Below are 19,792 nucleotides of genomic sequence, written 5' to 3' on the forward strand. Positions count from 1 at the left end.
CGGTAGAGTCAGGAAATCAAAAAACTTCCCATCTCCAAAATCGGGTTTTCCCATCAGTTAAATGTTAAGTAATATTTCGCCAACAGTATCCGTGTCCCGGCTGAACCCCAAGTAGGGACGCTGTCAATTCGCTACGAATTTATGAAATTATGTACTTAGTTTCATTCAATACCTTTTAGGTTCTCGAATCGTGGCGCACTTCATCAATCGTTATCTGGGCAATGATTTCACGCATGATTTCGCTTGTCCCACCAGCGATAGTACCTACACGGATGTCGCGGTACATGCGGGCAATTGGGTATTCTTCTAAGTAGCCGTAGCCACCATGAAATTGAAGACACTCATTGACAACGCGGTTAGCGAGCTCAGTTACTTTAAGTTTAGCCATAGAACATTCTGCAATGGGTAATTCACCTTGCTGGTACAACCACGCTGTGTGATAAATAAGCTGACGGGCTGCTTCCACGTCTGTTACTAGATCAGCTATGCGATGGCGAAGTGCTTGAAAATTGGTGAGTGGACTACTAAAAGCTTTGCGTTGGGCTATATATCGGCGCGTCACTTCAAGGCAGTGGTCTATTTCACCAAGGGCAACAATTCCAGCCGTCAAACGTTCAAGTTGGAAACACTGCATAATATAGTAAAACCCGCAATTAAATCTGCCTACTAAATTCTCTGCTGGTACACGCACGTTTTTAAAGTAGAGCTCTGCAGTATCGGAACAGTGCCACCCAATCTTGTTGTCTAATTTCTTTGTGCTCAAGCCTTCAGAATCGGTGTCAACCACCAACAACGAAATACCCGTAGCACCTCGTTTGGACATAGCTTTTGAAGGTGTAGTTCTCACAGCGAGCGTTACAAAATCTGCTGTCGTACCACTAGTAATAAACGTTTTTGCGCCATTGACAATGTAATTGTCGCCATCATGCACGGCACTGGTTTGGATCTGGTTTATATCAGAACCTGCATTCCGCTCAGTAATGCCAAGTGCGCCAAGTTTTTCACCAGCAATAGCAGGAGACAAATATTTGCGTTTAAGCTCATCGCTACCTGCATGAGCTATATAGTAGGTGGCCATATATTCATGAACAGAAACCGCTGCTCTGAAGCCCCCATAACCTGCACGACCGATCTCTTCAAGAAAGACGACTGAAAAGAAGAAATCCATTTCAGAGCCACCGTAAGCTTTTGGATAATTGATGCCCAGAAATCCCATCTGCCCCATTTTCTGCCAGATTTCCTTGGGAATACATCGGTTATATTCCCAATCATCAGCAAATGGGAGCACTTCCTGAGAGATAAATCTGCGCACACGTTCTCGAAAGGTATTGTGTTCCGTGGTGAAGTAAGGGGATCTCATGTTATTTCTTATCACCTCCTATTGGTGTTGTCATTCAGATTGAACTGCATATGCTAGATATAGTGCGCAGAAGCATTTCTTCTGATGTGTGGACAAAAAAATGATTTCCAGGAAGCGTATAAAAGGAGAATTCTGCGTTAGTGTAGCGCTTCCAATCCTGCATGTCAGGGGGAGGGGCTACGTCGTCCATTAATCCGCTGAATGCTGTTATCGGGACGTTTAGTGGTTGTCTTGTAGTGCCTTCCCAAGTCTCAGCCAATTTTATATCTGCGCGGAGTGTTGGTTCGAGCAGAGCCATCAATACCTTGTCTTTGAGAACCTCTGATGGGGTTCCATTCATTTCACGTAAGCGCTCCAAAAATTCTTGTCTTGGCAAGTGGTGCATAGGCGGTTTGCGACGGCGTAAATGAGGGCATTGACAGCCAGAAATTAGTAATTGTGTGAGCGGTATTTTTTCTTGATTATGCAGTCTTTGAGCCAATTCATAAGCGAGCGACGCGCCCAAGCTATGACCGAAGAAAGCAAAGCGATTATCGAAATAGGGAGCTAAGGCTAGTTCCATAGCGTTAAGTAAAGCTGACCACTCAGAAAACGCTGGTTCTTTTATTCGAGCATCTCGACCTGGAAGCCTAACAGCTACAATCTCTATACTTTCCGGCAATCTGTTAAGCCAGCTACGGAACATAGTTGGGCTTCCACCAGCATACGGAAAGCAGAACAATCGCATCCATGCATTTTTCCGGAATGCTGGCCAGTATAGCCAACTGTTGTCCATTCTTACACCCGTTTGTAGATAAGTGTGTATCATTTTAGTAGCTTAATTCCGCACTCTCTCACTTGATCTAAATTCTTTTTGACAGAACTTAACTAATAGACATCTCCATAAATTAAACATTAGCTCAGACAGCGCATGGGTTTGAGATTAGTTTTCGGAGATGTCTAATGACTAAGACGTTTTCGACCTCTGGTAAATGTGACTGATGCTGAGAAAAATAAGTCCGACGGCCAATCCCCAAAAAGCAGACCCGACTCCGACAAAATTTGCACCCGATGCAGCCACAAGAAATGTCAAAACGGCTGCTTCGTTCTGGTGGCCATCACCAGCAAGCGCACCTTGCAGCGCCCCTTGCAGAGGACCGAATAGTGCTAGTCCTGCTATGGTCGTGACAAGCGATGCAGGAAGGGCTTTGAGAAGGTCTACGAATGAACTTGCGAAAGCTGCAAGCACTAGGTAACAAGCTGCGTAGACCAGTCCCGCTATCCACCGACGATCTGGGTTCGGATGGCAGCTAGGCCCAGTACAGATCGCGGCTGTAATAGCTGCAAGGTTGATACCATGTGCGCCGAAAGGCGCGAGCAGTAACGAGGCAAATCCTGTTACCGCGAATGAGGATCGGGTTGGCGGGGAATAGCCAGCAGCTTTTAGCACCGCAATACCTGGTAGGTTTTGAGAAGCCATGGTGACCAGAAAAAGCGGCAACCCTAGTCCTATGATGCTTGGAAGGTCGAAGATTGGAACTATCCTCGTGATTATTGTGGGCTTGATATCACAGCAGTTCGATTGGACGAGTCCACCCACCGCCGCTAATATTAGCCCAACTGCAAAAGTAAGAAATACAGCTAGGCTCGCTTTCCACAGCTTTACAAGGAAGAAAGTCGCTACAAGCGGAAGAACGAAAAGAGGCGAGGTTTGAGCAACATTCGTGACCTCTAGACAAAAATGGACAAGTACACCTGCTAGCATTGCTGATGCAATCGCTGCGGGAATTCGCTCAATCAGTCGGCCTAGAGGTCTGATGGCAGCTACGAGCAATATCAGTCCGCCCGCAACTGTGAACGCGCCAACGGCTTCGGCTAGATTTAAACCTTTCGCGCTTGATGCTACCAAAGCCGCACCAGGTGTTGACCATGCGGTGATAATAGGCAAATGGTGACGCAGGCTGAGATATAGTGTTGTGACCGCTATCCCGAAGCAGAGTGTGGCAATCCAAGAGGCAATCTGGGTTTGGGTCGCATTTACCGTTCGAGCAGCTTCTACAACCAGCGCCACTGTCCCACCAAAACCAACGAATGAAGCTGTAATGGCAGCTGAAAAGATAGAAATTAGCAATCCTGCCTTACTGCCAGTTCTCATAGGTGAATTCTTGGTCGTCAAGTCAGTACCTTTTTACCCTTATTTAATGCAGAATCTATTATGGCAGCAAGCTGTCCTAGTTGACCGCTTTCGAAGAGTGCATCGGGCGACAACACATTTTCACCAAAGATCTCTTCAACACGAGCAATCAGTCTAACTGCGGTTAAAGAGTTGCCCCCAAACTCAAAGAAGTCTGAATCGATAGTAGCATCTAATTTACCGAAGATTTCGCGCCAAATTTTTGCAAGACTCTTTTCTGTTGGCGTTTGCGGCTCCAATTCAAAATAAACTGCATCCTGTCGTTTTGTTCGAATCTCTTTGAGTTTATCGAAATCGACATTTCCGCCTGCTGTAAGGGGTATGCTGTTAAGCAGTACAAAGTGTTCAGGTATTATGTGGTCTGGAAAGACTCTTTTGACACTGCTGATTAGATCATCCACGAGACTTTGACGTGACGACCACTTTTGTGTATTTTTGTTATGAAGGATGTCTTTACCATCTCTTTGCGCTTGATCCAAGTACCCATAAACGGTGAAGCAGTTTGTCTTAGAGAGACGGCGATCGCGATCATAGGATACAATGAAGCCGCGCTCTTGAAGCATTTTTTGAATATTACCAACACGCCCAGCAATATCATGTACCTCAATAATAATTTGAGATATTTTTCCCCATGTGCTCGCATTTATTCCAGACAGAACGTCCATTTCTGCTTTTTCTACGTCAATTTTCAGCAGATCAATTTGCTTGATATCTTCTTGCTCCACGATTTGGTTGAGTGTCATGACTGCACATTCCTGACGTTGCCCAACCATTCGATCAGCAATCAACTTATCTAACAGTGTCTCATTCTCTGTGCTCTCTTCAGTTGTTAGGTAGGCTCGCAAAGTCTCACGATCCTCAGACTCATCCGCGAATCGACTGGACATAACAGTGTTGTTGGGATAGTATGTGAACTCAGTGAAACCCGATTGACTACCCAAAGCACAATTTATAACTGTGATATCTGCATTGTGAATTTTGGCATTGGCCCTCACAGCTTGGCTTAATTCAGAAACTGGTTCGATAGAGAAGATGCGTGCTCCAGGACATTTTTTTGCAACAAAAATTGCGAACATTCCAATGTTTGCTCCAACATCAAGCACACAAGCGTTTTCAGTTAATTGTATCCCATGGCGCAAATAAGCATTGTCCAGAAAAATTTCACGAAACAAAAAGTCTGTCTCTGTACGGTTTTTTTGAGCAACAAGAAGATTTTTGTCTGGTTCGTATAAAGATAAACCTTTTAAACTACCATCGGCTTCAAGCTCGTATGCGCGTCTAACCTCTCCAGCGTGATGTATATCCGGCACCACATAAGCGACTAGAAGTATATTACTGGGAGTGATTTCTTCCACAGTAACGATAGCATCTTCCACTCCGTCATGCTCTCGAAGACATGCACTGATCTTGTCCAATTCAAATTTATTTGCGTAATTCATGACTGCGTTCTCTTTTCAGTAGTTGTTAGGTAGCCGGGACGTATTATCTATCCGTTTCGAGGCCATACCGTTTCTCTATAAACATGCATTCAATTAGCCTGCCTACGCAGGCTTTGTTTGTACGCCCCAGAATTTAGCCAAGGGGTGAATAAACTGCAATCTCATGTATTATTAGTATAAAGCAATACAATTCGGAGAAGCTTTTTATCTCTCCCCTGCCTCGACGAATAAATCTTCTTAACTCAAGCGTATTGTGTTAAACCAGAAGCATTGGTACAGCAACACCTAACCAAAAAGTCTGGGGTATTTGTCTCATTGTCACAAAGTTCCATATTGAATAAACCTTTTAGCAAGCTGAGTAATGGTTGGCTTAGCATCAAACAAGGAAAGGTGATCACCATGCGGCTCCACTTGGAGTGTTGCATTAGAGAGCTTGTCCGCTACGCGTAAAGATCCCTCAGGGTGAGCCGTTGTGTCATCTTCGCTCGTCACCACTAGAGTTGGTTGTAATACTTTGTTCAGCATGTGTTTTATATCAGATGTCATAATGCTCCCGTTCAACTTCCCATAGCGGAAAAGGAGTTCCCCAGTCGCATAGGGGTACAGTGTTAGATGAGCTACATCGGCGCGCATATTTGCAAGGATGGATGGTCTAGTGAAAAGTTTCTGTAGAGATATCGCTTGCTTTCGACTCTTCCCAGCCATAGACATCAATAATTCTAGATCTTGTTGATGATTGGTTTTTGGGCAATTGGGACCGAGTTCATAGTCTCCATGCCATAAACTGAGCGACGATACGCGCTCTGGTTGTATCGATGAAGACGCTAGCGCAATCACTGCCCCACCACATAGACCCATCACATGTCCGGATTCCACCCCAAAGTAATCCATAACCGCAAATAAATCGCTTGCTTGAGATGGCAGATCATAAGCTAGTGTATCGAAATCCTCAACCTTTCCGAAGAGTCCGCGGCTTTCCCAGGTAATGACATAATGCTCCTCTGCTAGGTAGCGCAGCCAACGCTCACATAACTCTACTGGCATGCCACAAGCAGGAACAATGACAACTACTTTTCCATCAGGTACTCCTCCAGCATAAGCTCTCAACGGCACACCATCGAAAGATACAACCTCTGAGCACTTGAAATAGGACTCAAGGCTATGTTTAAGAATTTCATCAATGATATTGTCCACATCAGGCAGTGCTTCCATTGATACCCAGAATGTAGTCCAGTGGTCTGGCGAGAGAGCCAATTGATAACTAACCACATGATCGAATGCTGTGAGGTTAGAAGCAAGACCTTGAGTAAATTCAAATTTGCACGTACCAAGCCGCGTAGCAATTCTGTTTAACAATGCCTCTATCCCAAAGCCATTAATGGGAGAACACTCTCCACTTGGCGTTGGGATGAGATCCCCATCTTTTAAGAGAGCAACACGCACCGGAGCTTCAAGGGCATTCACTAGCGGTCTAACGGAGAGCACAGCCTGAGCAAGGCGTGCTACTGTTTGTCCGATTTCCTTAGATAGAATCTTCTGGTTATTTGTATGTTCTGATCCCTCACCTTTTGGGTATTCAGAGCCATTCGCAGTCAACAGTAAGCTCATTCCTCACCTCTCCAGTATTTACCGTGGATTTTGGCTCAAATATAAGGACATGAACTTCCTCTTCAGCAACGGGAAGATGCTGAATACTTCGAGCTATAATCGTGAAATCCCCTTCTCGAAGAACAAGCTCACGATTTTCTAACTTGATCTTTAGCTCCCCTTTGATCACGAGGAAGAACTCATCCTCGTTGTCATGGCAATGCCAAACGAACTCACCCTTAAACTTGGCCAGCTTGACAAACTGACCATTGAGTTCCCCGACGATTTTCGGGTCCCAATATCTGTCGATCAGCCTCAACTTCTCAGCTAGGCAAACTCGTTCACCAGCTATCTTATTCATGTATTCACCTCACTTACAAGAGCTTCCTACTCTTGACACAAATTGCTCCTGAAAGCCTTTCCTCGTGTGGTATGTGTCACAATACGATTATGAGTGAAATCGTTTTTACCTGAGACCAACACTGCACCGTATTTTTCCAACTTAATACTGCCACCATATTCTGTTACAACCTCAGTATCAGGGTAGATCCTCACTGAGGTCGGCACATAGCGAGCGACGTAGCCCAATCGCATTTCTTTTGTCTTTCCACTATGGGGGTGCGAAGCATGCATTAGCGTTGACCAGAACAAAATGAACTGTCCAGGGCGCATAATCATGGACACGCTCTTTGATTCATCTGGTTTCCAATCTGGATCGATTTGTAGCTGGCGATAGTCGTATCCAAAGAAGCCTCGCTGAACGGCTTCCTTGTTGATTGTGTTGATTTGATCCGGATCATAGTGCATTCGTTTACTTTCGTCGTAGTACATCGTGCGATGGGTGCCTGGAATGAATTGAAGGCAGCCGTTTTCTATAGTCGCCTCAGTGAACGCTGTCCACACAGTTATTGTGCCACCGAAATCTTCGGCATCTGGCCATACGATTTGAGGTGACCCGGAAGCATTAGCAAATGTGTCTGCCTGATGCCAATCAGTACCTTCGTCACCTGGATACTTTGGAAAGAACTCAGTGCGCCAACACAAAACATCAGGTCCTAAAACACTGCTTACTCTGTCAATGATTTCTGGGCGAGATATATGATCGGCCAAAAAAGAAACGTCAAGATGGCGATCATAGTTTGAAATATTAGTTACTCCTGAAACCGCGTCGCTACCTTGATAAACAGCCTTGCTACGATCAAGTATCTGAAGGCGCTCACGCTGCCACAGTGCTTTCATCTCTTCCGGCTCATATAAGGTAAAAGGACCTGCATACCCACGCTGATGGAAACTCGCTAGCTCCTCTGGAGTGAGAGAAAACTTTCGAAGGTTATTTTGAGTATTCTGCATCAATCTATCTCCCAGTTAGGTAAAAGGATCTGCCTGTTTGCGCTGATGAAAACTCGCTAATTTTTCTGAAGTGAGGGAAAACTTTTAAAGTTTATTTAAGTGTTCTGCATCAACTTGTCTCCAAAAGCTGGCCATTCCGTAATTCGTCATCTACACAGCGTGCTAAACGCCCGCTGGTCGCTCCTTCGATTAATACACTTACGTCAAGAGAGAGTCCAAAGTGCTCATTTACGCGTTTAAAGATGCGTATTAGAGCTAGGGAAGTTCCGCCAAGGGCGAAGAAGTCGTCATCTGTTCCTATGTTTTTAAGCCCCAGAACATCTTCCCAAATCTTTACCACCACTTGCTCAATAGAGGTCTTAGACGCTGCAGACTCTCCCCTGAAAACATGTTTATCCGCAACTGGCAGCGGTAGAGCACTTCGAGCAATTTTGCCATGAGCCGTCATTGGGAGTGCTGAGAGGATAACATACGCAGATGGTCTCATGTGGACGGGCAATTCCGCTGCTGCGTGTTGAGTCAATTCACTACTACTCAGATCTTTGCTCAGCGGTGCAGCCACATCAGGCTCAAGGCTTGGCACGACGTATGCTATGAGACGTACATCGCCATCACCATAATCGTGTGGAATCACAATGGCAGATGTAATCTGAGGATGCCTGCACAAGCACAATTCAATTTCTCTAGGTTCTATGCGAAAGCCACGTACCTTTATTTGTTCGTCAGAGCGTCCCTGATAGACAAGATCACCGTTGGGCATGCGAACAGCACGATCCCCAGAGCAATACAAACGGGCTCCTTCCACACTACTATAAGGGTTTCGCAGAAAACGTTCGGCAGTAAGCTCAGGGCGGTTGAGGTAACCACGTGCGAGACCAGGACCAGCGACATAGAGATTTCCAGGTGTACCGTCTGGCACCAGATGATCTGACTCGTCTAACAGATAGACTTGCAAATCAGGAATTGGGATGCCTATTGGGCTCAAACCAGAGCTTTCTAGATCCTGCCGTGTGATTCGCCTATAAGTGACATGAACCGTGGTCTCGGTGATCCCATACATATTGACTAATTCAGGTCGTTGATCACCATGTCGAGCGATCCATGGCTCCAACAGCTTAAGTTCAAGCGCTTCCCCACCAAAAATTACAAGGCGGAGAGCCAGATCTGTTGATTCCTTGCTGGCGATATCCGCTTCGACCAAGTGCCGAAATGCGGAGGGCGTTTGATTAAGAATCGTTACACCCTTGCTTTTAAGGAGATTATAGAATTTCTTTGGCGAACGTGTAACGTCGAAAGGAACGATAACTAGATGTCCTCCGTAAAGCAAGGCACCCCATATCTCCCAGACCGAGAAGTCAAAGCCGATTGAGTGGAACATAGTCCAGACATCTTGGTCGTTAAAGCCAAACCAGTGATGGGTTTGTTCAAATAGCCGAACAACGTTAGAATGCTCGACTAGCACACCCTTAGGTGTTCCAGTTGAACCCGATGTATAAATCGCATACGCAAGGCTTCTGTCGTTACTTTTAGCCGAGGGTGCGGTGACAGGTTGTTTCGAGAGCAAAGACGAATCATTATCAATACAGACAAGTATTGCATTGCAGTTACTTAAGCACTCTGCCACACGCGATACAGTGACCACTACGGCAACAGCGCTATCGTCAAGTAATAGGTGGATACGCTTGCTCGGATAACTTGGATCAATGGGTACATACGCTCCACCAGCCTTAAGAATGGCAAGTAGCCCAACGAGCATATCTATACTACGGTCAATACATAAACCAACAAGTACATCTTCACCGACTCCCAAAGTTTGTAGTCTGTGAGCAAGCTGATTAGCACGAAGGTCTAGATCACTATATGAGATCTGCTCATCTAATGTAGAGATAGCAATTCGACCAGGAGCCTCACACACCCTTGCCTCAAAAATTTCATGTAGACACCTACCTGGTAATACAGGCTGTTGCACAGAAGAATGAAGTGTATTCATTGTGAATCTACTAAAGTTAGTGAAAACGTATCTATTTAAGAGAGTCAATCAGGAGAAAAAGGCTCCTTGCTCAATCATTGGTAAAGTCATGTTGCAATCCGAAATTGCTCAATTCTGAGAAGATAAGTTAAAAACTGGGAATACGAAAGATGCTAGCTATCAATAGGAAGTATTTAGCCAAAAGAGGTGGCAGATAGCTTGAAGTCAAGAGTGCCCTAATTGACCAAGACGAATTTCCTGGCAAGCATCTGTTATGTGCTTCAAGACATTGAACTTTTGGTAACACATAGTAGTAATAAGTGTCAGCATCTGTATCACAAGGGTGCTAAGTACTTAGTACAGAATTTCACAAGTTCGTAACGAATTACAAGCCGCGTCCACCTTACTAGCTGGGCGAAAGAAACGCTACCGATTTATCAAATGCTGTACTTAGACAAAATTAATTTCACACTGACTCCCAATGGAGTAAGCGTTTGAGTTAATTTTGATGAGTAATTTAATTTGCATAAGTAGCTGCCTCTTGCAATAGAGCTTTGAGTGCAGGGCAAATTGTAGCCGTTAACAAGTTTTACAGGAGAAACTGCGAGTAAAAGCTGGATGGGAAGCCACCCTCTAGTGTAGGGATTGCGGTGACTTGGGAAGTAATTAAAAGCTGGTCTTTTTCATGGTGTAACAGATTGTTGTGTTTTTGTTTTGTAGCTCACAAATCTGCTTAGCCATCTGATACAATACAAACGGCTAAATAGATTCTTTAGCTGCTAGCACGTAGCTTTGCGATTCCACTCTAGAAGCTGCGTGCTTACCATTGAACAATAAAAGGGCCAAGCTAAAATTAGCTAAGCTTCACTTCAGTTATGCATGACTCATTTGGAAAACCACTTTGAATACCTTTACACAAGAAAAGGATTAATCAACCTGTCTAAAGATAGAGTCATCTTCAAGTAAAATCCCTTGTCAATCTTGAAATTTCTAACAGTCATTAAGAAACGATACTACGTGGGTGTTGCTATTTCAAACAGTAACCTAAAATCCTTTTGCCGCCATACGTATACAAAGTGTATATAATATTCCCTATTAAAATTAATTATGAAGAATTGCAAATGTTTTTTGTATAAAAAAAGCTCACAATTCAAAATCACTCTCAGTAAGATCGTTTGTCAGTTGAAATTTGCATTATAAAGCATAAAATTAATACGGTTAGGATAAAACTTGATCCCCCCTAGCCCCTTAAGGGCTAGGGGGGATCTTCGAGAGATGAACATGGCGTTCCCGTACCGTATTGAGCAGAAAATAGCACATAGGTCTTTTAAGTAAAAAAAAATACTTATTTATGATTACAAGTGACAAGTAAAATTAAAAAATACTTGGGAAAATTTTGTATTTTCAGATACAAATGATTTTGCTATCCTAAAATAGTAAAAATTCATCTAAAACAGCTATTTGTAAGCGATTATCAAGCACATTGCAAGCTGGTTAGAGCTATCAGAATAATCAATAAGAGGGTAAACTAACAAAAGTTATGTATCGGCTCAATAAATCGGGGTAGCAGAGAAAAATAAAAAGGTGAGCGTCCCTTCTGCCCTCTGCCCTCAGCATAGCTGCCTTGTCTCAACGATAAATTTTCACGCCGACCTACTTACAGCACATTGCAAGTAAATGAAGTACAACGTTGTTGTCTAAAAGCCGAAACACTAAGCCCTTTTTACTTCTGACGAATGACGAATGACGACTGAACTGCTGCTGTATGTGACCAAGGGGGCGATTGCAGACTAAAACACAATACATCTCAATGGGTGAAGAAGTTACACTTGCTGGGTTTCGACATATTCTATATCAGGTGCGAAGTGCGTACCTCCGCAGTGAGAATACACTTGTAGAGGTAGAATTTCGATTCGGTCTACTGGTCCAAATCCCTAACGAGTTTTACCTTCATGTGCTGGTTGTCCACCCAGTTTCCGTTTGATCCTTGTCTGGTCGATGTCGGGTTGTGGTTTCTTTTTTTCTGATTTTTTAAGCAGGTCTGTTGATGGTGGTTGTAATGATATTTAACTGTCCAATTTCAAACTTTCTTCGAGCCACGCAATTTTTTCTTAGCGTCTTGATAATTCCTACCAACTTTTCCTTTGACAATTGGTATAGTTCGTCTTCATTTTCAGCCAGGGGCAGGCGGTTCGTCATGTTTATGATGTTCCCAAAACGATGTAACTCCTGTGAACTACTTTCCCCACCTGAATCCTTATACCCTACTTAAGATTTAGTTTATCAATAGTCTCTTATATATTGAATTTGTCAAGAACTTAGGTAAAAACAACTGTTTATTCATAAAAATCTAAAGAAACGTCAAATATAAATAATTTTCATAAAAGCTTTACTATTTCTTCATAAGGAAGATTTGCCCAAAGTATAGTATTCAGTCAAGAATGGATTAGCTGCTAAAAAATAGCATTTTTAGATGAAATACTAGGGGCTTGCCTAAGAATGAATAATATGACTATTAGGGTTCCTTTTGTAGACTTAAAGTTACAGCACCAAGCAATTCAAACTCAACTACAACAGGCAATCGAAGCTGTAATAGAACGGGGAGATTTTGTTTTAGGGCAAGCAGTGAAAGATTTTGAGGCAGCTTTTGCAGCAGCTTCTGGTGCAGAATATGGTGTTGGTGTTGCGTCGGGAACGGATGCGATCGCTCTTGGTTTACAAGCCTGTCATATTGATCCTGGAGATGAGGTGATTTTACCAGCAAACACCTTTGTTGCCACTTTGATTGGGGTGATACGTGCAGGGGCAAAGCCGATTTTCGTCGATTGCGATCCACAAACAGCTTTAATTGATTTGCAGGCGGCGGCGCGGGCAGTGACGCCTCAAACCAAAGCGATTCTTCCCGTGCATCTTTACGGTCAAATGGTATCACCACGCCAGTTGTTAGACTTTGCCGACACTTACAAAGTGCTAATTTTTGAAGATGCCGCACAAGCACACCTAGCCGAACGCGAAGGATATCGCGCTGGTTCAGTGGGAATTGCAGCAGCTTTTAGCTTCTATCCCAGCAAGAATTTAGGGGCATTTGGAGATGGAGGGATGTTACTCACGCGAGATCCAGATGTCGCCCAAAAAATGTTACGCTTGCGCAATTACGGCGCGGCTCAAAAATATATTCACGTTGAAGAAGGTACCAACAGCCGCTTAGATACAATGCAAGCAGCGGTGTTGCAGCAGAAATTACCGTATCTGCCACAGTGGAATCGCGATCGCCTTAATGCTGCCGGGCAGTATAATATTGAACTAGCGCCCTTAGCATCAAGCGGGATAACTCCGATACAAAACCACAGCGGCGAGGGACATATTTATCATCTTTATGTGATCAAAGTCGATGATTCTTGTGCCGTACAACGTCAACAACTCCAAGAAGAACTCACAGCCGCAGGAATTCAAACTGGTGTTCACTACCCAATTCCTTGTCATCTCCAACCAGCATTTACTCACCTAGGCTATCAAGTCGGGGACTTTCCCAATGCTGAAATGCTGGCGAAGCAAATATTATCCTTACCTATGTATCCAGGTTTGAGTCATAGCCAAGTCAAGGAAGTTGTTGCGGCGATTGCATCAAGCCTCAGTGCTGAACAACATGCATTTGCTCTGCATGTCAACTACCTACAGTGATACCCTTCGGGGTACAGTGTAAGCTTGCAAGAATCAGCTTGCAACGTAAGAGATGACTAGCCCATGAGCCGTTACCTGATACGTACTACCAGATATTTCCCTAGTCTGGACTATTTACAAACTACCTGATTAGTAGTGCTTGCAGAAAGGACATTTTGGTAACGGTGGGCTAAGGGACTTATAACTTTTCACGAAAGGATTATCTCCATGATTCGTGTTCCAGTATTAGACAAAAATGGTAAATCTCTCATGCCGACAAAAAGCAGTCGTGCTAGACGTTGGCTTAAAGAAGGTAAAGCAAAAATTGTCCATAACGACCTGAACATTTTTTGCATTCAGTTGTTAGTAGAACCATTGCTGAGCGATACCCAACCTATTGCACTAGGTTTAGATCCTGGTAAAAAATTTACGGGTATTGGAGTGCAGTCAGCAAGATTTACCTTGTTTATGGCTCATTTAATTCTGCCATTTCCTGAAATCACAAAAAAGATGTCGGGAAGAAGAATACTGCGACGTGCCAGGCGCGGTAGACGCATTAATAGAAAAGTTGCATTCAATAAAAGAGCGCACCGCCAGAAACGATTTGACAACCGTAAAAAAGCCAAATTACCTCCCTCTATTCGCGCTAACAAACAGTTGGAATTACGAGTAACCAAGGAATTAGTCAACCTATTTCCCATTACTCAAATTACCTACGAATGCGTCAAAGCTAAGGGAGACAAAGGATTTAGTCCAGTAATGGTGGGTCAAAAAATAATGTTAGAATGGCTTGCTCAAGTTTCACCAACTAATACCCAACAAGGTTGGCAAACATCGATGCTAAGACAGCAGTTGGGTTTAGCTAAAGACAAGAAAAACAAGGATAAACAAATTCCACAAACCCACGCTCATGACGGTATCGCTTTGGCGGTAAGCAACTTTATGAAGTTCGAGGAATTCCACACTGCTAACAGTCACGGGCGTCATTGGGTAGGAAAAGCAATGGTCACATCTGCACCATTCCGAATCATTGCTCGTCCTAACTTGTTCCGGCGTCAACTCCACTTTGAGAATCCAGTCAAAGACGCACCTAACCATAGAAAGCGTAAGGGCGGGACAGTAACACCATTTGGTTTCAGAACTGCTGATTTAGTCAAAGCACAGAAGGCAGGAAAGACTTATATCGGATGGGTTGGTGGTTATACTCAAACCGTTAAAACTAAAAACGTGTCGGTATACGATCATAACTGGCATCGTATTGGACAGTTTAGCCCGTCTAAAGTTCAGTTACTGAAACGGAGTACACGATTATGCGTAGCATCCTAAGAAATAGGAAATTGCTGCGCTGTCCCCCTCCGTCCCCAAGCACAGCTTGGGATTGGTTGGAGGACGCACCCCAATTTCCCCGCAATTCCTCCCGACACCGTAATCTTTGATTCGGTGTGGGAGTGGGTTACTCTGCATTTCAAAAATTTATGAATGAGAAATGCTGAATTATCAATTAAAGTCATACTAATAATTCATTATTCATTATTAAAAAAGTCATGCAAATTCAGCGTCAGCTTAAAAATAAAAATTCTTCACAGTTGATGAGCCTAGCTCTATTAGGTATTTTGGTACTGCTTTATGCTCCTCTGCTACTGTACTGGTGGGATGGTTGGGTCAAAAAAAGTATCAGTATAGAACACGAATATTTTAGCCACGGTATTATTGGGCTACCGTTCGCTGGCTATCTATGCTGGATGAACCGAAAAAAGTGGCAAAGACTGCCAAATACTTCCCATCCCTTGGGTGCTGCGTTGTTAGTAGTGGGGGGAATTTTTTATCTAAGCGGTGTCAGCGAGTGGGTAAACATTTCCTTTCCACTTATCTTGGCAGGATTGTGCCTCTGGCTTAAGGGAATTCCTGGCTTCAAATTGCAAGGATTTCCTCTGATACTAGTGCTTTTAGCAACACCTACCTCCGTTCCATACCTGATCACTCCCTACACGTTACCCCTGCAAAGTTTCATCGCGGGTACTGCTGGATTTATACTCACTCAGCTTGGGATGCAAGTTATTGTCGATGGGATAAATATATATGTCGGAGGAAGGATTGTAGAAGTTGCGCCTTACTGTGCAGGGCTAAAGATGCTATTCACAACTTTCTATGTTGGCTTGATGCTACTTTATTGGACGGGTGCTTTGTCTTCCCGCCGCAAAAGTATCTGGTTTTTATCTATTGCAGTCTTAATGAGTATCTCGGCTAATATTGTTCGCAACACATTACTCTCGTTCTTTCATGGCACAGGACAAGAGGGGGCTTTTCATTGGCTGCATGATAGTTGGGGTGGTGATGTGTATTCTGCGATTATGCTGCTTTTATTAATACCTGTTCTCAATTGGATTGATGCATATTTTTCAGAAGTTACAGAAACTCAACACGAAGGTGAAGCATAGGTAATTGAGCTAAATTTTGATATTGCTACATATTTTCTGACATAGGTCCTACATTTAAGTAGTAACACTTATGGAGTAGCTTTGGCTATTCGCACTTAATAACGGCTTTCCATAAATGCTTGTAACTTGTTAATTAAGTAGGAAAAGTAGGAAAAATGGGTAATTTTATACAAATTACTTAGAATCATTGTATTAGTATCTTATGTTCTCTTTAACGATTTAGGCTGATGGGTTGTCCTCTCTCAAATCAATGACGGGTAAGTTTTCTAGAAAATTTTAAGATTATTAGCTATGAAAAGGCGAAATATATTACAGTCTGTATCTTTACTTGCTATGTCTCTAGTTGGTACGAAGGCTTTGTCAGCGCCTACTTCAAAACCTTTGGACTCAAAGTTAAGCCCCAAATCGTTGACTAAATCACTCATCGTAGCCCAATCAGAGCAAGCAATCTCCCCTGAACAAGTTTATCCGCTAGGTAGTAGCGAGCCGATACAGATCAGAATTGGTAATGGTGGCGCTGGGCAGGCTGGTTTAATCGAGTTTCTCGCTAAGGATTACGTAAATTTTAAAGGTGGTGGTTTCACTGTCGCTTGGTATAAATCAGACACCACGGTAACGTTAGAGTACCTAAAACGTCGGATAGTTGATATAGGATTGGTCTACGATGCACAGTTAGAGTTACAGGCAGTACGAGAAGGTTATGCTACAGCGCTGTCTTTTATTTTCAAAGATCATTTTTGGATTGTCGGCCCGACAAACAATAATTCGGCTCAGTTGAGTGAGAGCGATACAGCACAGTCAGCGTTCCTCAAAATTGCCCAGACTGGTTCTCCGACTGGAAGTCCTAATGACGGCTCTGTTTTTCTCTCACGCAACGATCTGTCTGCAACAAATCTTAAAGAGCAAAAAATCTTTCAAAGCATTTCTTTAAATCCTCCCTTTAGTGGACAAGAAAGCTGGTACTTCAAAATGACAGGAGATACCTTTCCTGCTGCTGCTATAAAACTTGCTAACGACTCAGGTTATTACACTCTTACAGACAAAGGCACGTGGCTAGCCAATCTAAAGAATACAACTAACTTAACGCCATATGTCCAGGGAAGCGACAGACTAGACGATATTTTGTTAAATCCCTGCGATGCACTATTGGCAAATACTCCAACTGGCGTATCTGAGCAGGCAATGGACTTTCTGAGATATCTACTGAGTCCAAGAGGGCAAGCAACTATTGCTAGTTTTAAGCAGAATGATCAGCAACTATACACTCCTGTGTTGCTTGACTCAAATTCCTAGGAAGCTCAAATGCGGCAATTGAGAGTGAGTTTAGCGTCCTACCACCCAACGGGAGAGTCAGTCACCTACGGCGGGAAACCCCTTCGGGTATGCCTATGGCTTGCGCCACGGCTATCGCCGAACGGCACGCCTGACGGCGAACGCCAGTTGCCTAGGTCGGGAAACCCTGCTGCAGCACTGGTCTCACCGCCTGCAGTGCTGACTCACCAAATCAAAGATTATGGTGGGGGCAGTTTTGTAGCGACTTGGTAAATAAAATCTCTTTCACAGTTGGCTCTAGGGGAACGCTCAGGCTACTAATATTGCCTTTGGTATCAGTTAAAAAAGATATAAGTTTTGGTTGCTCAAACAACTCATATTCAACAAAAATATCATAGTGGTAATGTTCTAATTTATAAATCTTTGAATTATGAGTTGCTGTTAAACGATTATCATGAATTTCAACTGATAAGATTGCGTATGCTGGATGCTCAAAATAGCCTGTGTAATCTTCTAGAGGATGAGAAGGCTGGGTTGGAGTTTTACGCTCTGAAGCGATTTGCTCTTTAGCTTTTGCAGTAGCTTCTTTGGCTTGAGCATATTTTTCCTGCATTCGTTCATTCCAAGGAGCTTGGTCTAGACCGAGCAAGCGATCGCATACATAATAAGTCACAGTATTTATGACTGGGTTTTGATCCATATTAGTCAAAACCACTATACCAATATTGTCTTGAGGCAGCAAAGTTGTCCGTGCAGAAAATCCATTAATATTACCGCCATGCTGAATTAAATTATGACCTCGGTAAGAGGTAATCGCCCATCCTAAACCATAAAAATAATAAAAAAGTTCATTATATTCCAGTGTTTGAGTCATCACGAATTGTGGAGAGTGCATCTCTTGCAGATGACTTGGTGAAATAATTTGTTTATCGCCATACTTACCTTGATTAAGATGGAGTAAAAGCCAGTTAGCCATATCAGCAACGTTGGAATTTATCGAACCTGCTGGACCACTAACATCGACATTACAAAAGGGCATTTTCTCAACTTTGTCGTCTTTCTCTTGATAAGGAAGTGCAAAATCATCAGCTTTTTGGGATTTTTCTACAGAGAAATTACTATCTCTCATTTCTAAAGGATTAAAAATTTCCTGTTGCACAAATTCTTCCCAGCTACTTTCTGCAATTTCACCAACCAAGTAGCCAGCGGTCATGTACATCAAATTTTGATACTGAAAAACAGTACGCAATTCGTGAGTGGGTTCGAGATATTGTAAGCGGTCGAATATTTCTTTACGGGTGAAGGGACTTTGATACCACATAGCATCGTGACGGGGTAAGCCAGACCGATGAGTCACGAGGTCACGGGGTGTGATATGTTCAGTTGCATAAGAGTCATAAAGTTTAAAAGTGGGCAGATAATTTCTGACAGGTTTATCCCAGTTTAAGAGACCTCTTTCTACCAGGATACTCATCGCCATTGTCGTAAAGGGTTTGGTACAAGAAGCAATCGCAAAGAGAGTTTGTGGTGTAACACTGAGATTTTGTTCTACATCTCGCTTGCCAAAGCCTTCACAAAAAATTATTTGGCTATCTTTAATGATGGCGATCGCCAGCCCAGGTACTTTCCACTCTTGCATCGCCTCATTGATAAATTCAGTCAGACCTTGCATAGTAACTTTTCACGCCTCCCACGCCATCGCTACAGCTACCCTAAGATCCTAAGATGGAGCAATCGCCTTTGAGTATCGATTTTTCTCAATATAGATAAATATTGCTGGTTTCACGATGTTGATTCTCAAAGTAAAATTTAGTTTAAGTACTGTAGACTTCACCGATGATTTCCTTTACCAAGTTTCTTAAGGAGAGCCAGTTTTCTCAGGTAGTAGCGCTTTTGTTGCTATTACTACTGTTGGTTCTAGGAGCGATTCCTGGTTACCTAACAGCACACTGGAATTGGCAGGAACTACCACGAATAACTAATATTAAGGAGTTGCAAAATTTACCTCGAAAGGGGTTGAGCGTTCCTGGTTGGCAAACTGTAGAACAGCGCGAACAACAGATAGGGGAAGGCAAATGGTCTTACCAGGTCATTCAGAAACAAGGCGACCAAACCAAAGCAATTGTGCTTTTGCGACCGCAAACAGGATCAAAAGACCAGCCTGTGGTGGAGTGGACGGAAATGAACAGCTTTTGGCAGTGGCAGATAGCTCAGTATCGCTCTGCTGATTTTACTGTTAAACCACAAAAAGCGGGGTCAAATGCTGAAACAAAGGTAGAAGCTAGGTTTTTTCGTGCCTCAACTGGGCAGCAAACCTTCGCTGTCTTACAATGGTATGCCTGGTCCAACGGTGGTCATTCATCACCTTTACGGTGGTTCGTAGTCGATCAAATAGCACAGTGGCACAAAAAACGCGCTCCTTGGGTTGCTGTGAGTATTCTGATTCCTATGGAGCCATTGGGGCAAGTGGAAACAACTTGGAATCAAGCCAAGTCTATTGGTCAAACAGTGCAAGCTGCTTTGATGACAGGTCCTTTATAGGCT

General features: G+C 43.4%; 16 protein-coding genes. 6 read left to right on the forward strand and 10 right to left on the reverse strand.

The genetic code is table 11. The annotated features are described in order from the left end of the window. Positions 1 to 175 precede the first annotated feature (175 nt). From AACT52_RS24665 to AACT52_RS24705, 9 genes are all read right to left on the reverse strand, one after another. Positions 176 to 1,360, reverse strand: coding sequence for an acyl-CoA dehydrogenase family protein (locus tag AACT52_RS24665; protein ID WP_073633690.1), 1,185 nt, complete (start codon positions 1,358 to 1,360; stop codon positions 176 to 178). A 34-nt stretch (positions 1,361 to 1,394) separates the two neighbouring features. After that, a complete protein-coding gene (locus tag AACT52_RS24670; RefSeq protein ID WP_083630524.1) occupies positions 1,395 to 2,168 on the reverse strand; it encodes a thioesterase II family protein in 774 nt (257 codons plus the stop codon). A 138-nt stretch (positions 2,169 to 2,306) separates the two neighbouring features. Continuing rightward, positions 2,307 to 3,494, reverse strand: a complete 1,188-nt coding sequence (locus AACT52_RS24675; protein WP_073633692.1) for a benzoate/H(+) symporter BenE family transporter — start codon at positions 3,492 to 3,494, stop codon at positions 2,307 to 2,309. A 17-nt stretch (positions 3,495 to 3,511) separates the two neighbouring features. Next, positions 3,512 to 4,972, reverse strand: a complete 1,461-nt coding sequence (locus AACT52_RS24680; RefSeq protein ID WP_073633693.1) for an FkbM family methyltransferase — start codon at positions 4,970 to 4,972, stop codon at positions 3,512 to 3,514. 318 nt (positions 4,973 to 5,290) lie between these two features. Further along, a complete protein-coding gene (locus AACT52_RS24685) occupies positions 5,291 to 6,580 on the reverse strand; it encodes an alpha/beta fold hydrolase (protein ID WP_083630526.1) in 1,290 nt (429 codons plus the stop codon). Beyond that, the gene (locus tag AACT52_RS24690) at positions 6,549 to 6,920 is read right to left on the reverse strand and encodes a cupin domain-containing protein (protein WP_073633694.1); all 372 of its coding nucleotides are present in this window, start codon (positions 6,918 to 6,920) and stop codon (positions 6,549 to 6,551) included. Before AACT52_RS24690 ends, AACT52_RS24685 begins: the two co-directional genes overlap by 32 nt. Positions 6,921 to 6,946: 26 nt before the next feature. Beyond that, positions 6,947 to 7,909 carry a chlorinating enzyme gene (locus AACT52_RS24695; RefSeq protein WP_073633695.1) on the reverse strand — a complete coding sequence of 321 codons (963 nt, stop codon included), beginning with the start codon at positions 7,907 to 7,909 and terminating at the stop codon, positions 6,947 to 6,949. 109 nt (positions 7,910 to 8,018) lie between these two features. Next, positions 8,019 to 9,878 carry an amino acid adenylation domain-containing protein gene (locus tag AACT52_RS24700; protein ID WP_158054763.1) on the reverse strand — a complete coding sequence of 620 codons (1,860 nt, stop codon included), beginning with the start codon at positions 9,876 to 9,878 and terminating at the stop codon, positions 8,019 to 8,021. A 2,031-nt stretch (positions 9,879 to 11,909) separates the two neighbouring features. Further along, positions 11,910 to 12,077 carry a hypothetical protein gene (locus AACT52_RS24705; RefSeq protein ID WP_158054765.1) on the reverse strand — a complete coding sequence of 56 codons (168 nt, stop codon included), beginning with the start codon at positions 12,075 to 12,077 and terminating at the stop codon, positions 11,910 to 11,912. Between the two features lie 309 nt (positions 12,078 to 12,386). On the opposite strand from AACT52_RS24705, the gene AACT52_RS24710 reads away from it, so the two are divergent. The 5 genes from AACT52_RS24710 to AACT52_RS24730 all read left to right on the forward strand — a co-directional run bounded on the left by AACT52_RS24710 (position 12,387) and on the right by AACT52_RS24730 (position 17,521). Beyond that, on the forward strand, positions 12,387 to 13,559 hold the full coding sequence (locus AACT52_RS24710; protein WP_073633697.1) for a DegT/DnrJ/EryC1/StrS family aminotransferase: 1,173 nt from the start codon (positions 12,387 to 12,389) through the stop codon (positions 13,557 to 13,559). A gap of 207 nt (positions 13,560 to 13,766) precedes the next feature. Then, positions 13,767 to 14,864 carry an RRXRR domain-containing protein gene (locus AACT52_RS24715; protein WP_073633698.1) on the forward strand — a complete coding sequence of 366 codons (1,098 nt, stop codon included), beginning with the start codon at positions 13,767 to 13,769 and terminating at the stop codon, positions 14,862 to 14,864. A 218-nt stretch (positions 14,865 to 15,082) separates the two neighbouring features. Further along, positions 15,083 to 15,976 (forward strand): cyanoexosortase B, encoded by an 894-nt coding sequence (gene crtB, locus AACT52_RS24720; RefSeq protein ID WP_073633699.1) that lies wholly within the window; start codon positions 15,083 to 15,085, stop codon positions 15,974 to 15,976. 291 nt (positions 15,977 to 16,267) lie between these two features. Continuing rightward, positions 16,268 to 17,269: a substrate-binding domain-containing protein gene (locus tag AACT52_RS24725; protein ID WP_143172871.1), complete on the forward strand. Its 1,002-nt coding sequence runs from the start codon at positions 16,268 to 16,270 to the stop codon at positions 17,267 to 17,269. 9 nt (positions 17,270 to 17,278) lie between these two features. Beyond that, positions 17,279 to 17,521, forward strand: a complete 243-nt coding sequence (locus AACT52_RS24730; RefSeq protein ID WP_143172872.1) for a hypothetical protein — start codon at positions 17,279 to 17,281, stop codon at positions 17,519 to 17,521. Here the strand turns inward: AACT52_RS24730 and AACT52_RS24735 are convergent. After that, complete coding sequence (locus tag AACT52_RS24735; protein WP_073633701.1) at positions 17,481 to 18,920, reverse strand: serine hydrolase; 1,440 nt, start codon at positions 18,918 to 18,920, stop codon at positions 17,481 to 17,483. The two genes, AACT52_RS24730 and AACT52_RS24735, sit on opposite strands and share 41 nt — an antisense overlap. Positions 18,921 to 19,084: 164 nt before the next feature. Between AACT52_RS24735 and AACT52_RS24740 the strand changes: the two genes are divergently transcribed. Further along, positions 19,085 to 19,789, forward strand: a complete 705-nt coding sequence (locus tag AACT52_RS24740; protein WP_073633702.1) for a cyanoexosortase B system-associated protein — start codon at positions 19,085 to 19,087, stop codon at positions 19,787 to 19,789. Positions 19,790 to 19,792 lie beyond the last annotated feature (3 nt).

The sequence above is a fragment of the Scytonema sp. HK-05 genome, assembly GCF_963872035.1.
In the GTDB taxonomy this organism is placed as follows: Bacteria; Cyanobacteriota; Cyanobacteriia; order Cyanobacteriales; family Nostocaceae; genus Kalymmatonema.

What these genes read in the sequence shown, in the direction of transcription:
- crtB (WP_073633699.1), top strand. Translation starts at nt 15,083, where the DNA reads ATGCAAATTCAGCGTCAGCTTAAAAATAAAAATTCTTCACAGTTGATG.
- AACT52_RS24675 (WP_073633692.1), bottom strand. Translation starts at nt 3,494, where the DNA reads ATGAGAACTGGCAGTAAGGCAGGATTGCTAATTTCTATCTTTTCAGCT.
- AACT52_RS24705 (WP_158054765.1), bottom strand. Translation starts at nt 12,077, where the DNA reads ATGACGAACCGCCTGCCCCTGGCTGAAAATGAAGACGAACTATACCAA.
- AACT52_RS24680 (WP_073633693.1), bottom strand. Translation starts at nt 4,972, where the DNA reads ATGAATTACGCAAATAAATTTGAATTGGACAAGATCAGTGCATGTCTT.
- AACT52_RS24670 (WP_083630524.1), bottom strand. Translation starts at nt 2,168, where the DNA reads ATGATACACACTTATCTACAAACGGGTGTAAGAATGGACAACAGTTGG.
- AACT52_RS24725 (WP_143172871.1), top strand. Translation starts at nt 16,268, where the DNA reads ATGAAAAGGCGAAATATATTACAGTCTGTATCTTTACTTGCTATGTCT.
- AACT52_RS24710 (WP_073633697.1), top strand. Translation starts at nt 12,387, where the DNA reads ATGACTATTAGGGTTCCTTTTGTAGACTTAAAGTTACAGCACCAAGCA.
- AACT52_RS24690 (WP_073633694.1), bottom strand. Translation starts at nt 6,920, where the DNA reads ATGAATAAGATAGCTGGTGAACGAGTTTGCCTAGCTGAGAAGTTGAGG.
- AACT52_RS24735 (WP_073633701.1), bottom strand. Translation starts at nt 18,920, where the DNA reads ATGCAAGGTCTGACTGAATTTATCAATGAGGCGATGCAAGAGTGGAAA.
- AACT52_RS24740 (WP_073633702.1), top strand. Translation starts at nt 19,085, where the DNA reads ATGATTTCCTTTACCAAGTTTCTTAAGGAGAGCCAGTTTTCTCAGGTA.
- AACT52_RS24730 (WP_143172872.1), top strand. Translation starts at nt 17,279, where the DNA reads ATGCGGCAATTGAGAGTGAGTTTAGCGTCCTACCACCCAACGGGAGAG.
- AACT52_RS24665 (WP_073633690.1), bottom strand. Translation starts at nt 1,360, where the DNA reads ATGAGATCCCCTTACTTCACCACGGAACACAATACCTTTCGAGAACGT.
- AACT52_RS24695 (WP_073633695.1), bottom strand. Translation starts at nt 7,909, where the DNA reads ATGCAGAATACTCAAAATAACCTTCGAAAGTTTTCTCTCACTCCAGAG.
- AACT52_RS24715 (WP_073633698.1), top strand. Translation starts at nt 13,767, where the DNA reads ATGATTCGTGTTCCAGTATTAGACAAAAATGGTAAATCTCTCATGCCG.
- AACT52_RS24685 (WP_083630526.1), bottom strand. Translation starts at nt 6,580, where the DNA reads ATGAGCTTACTGTTGACTGCGAATGGCTCTGAATACCCAAAAGGTGAG.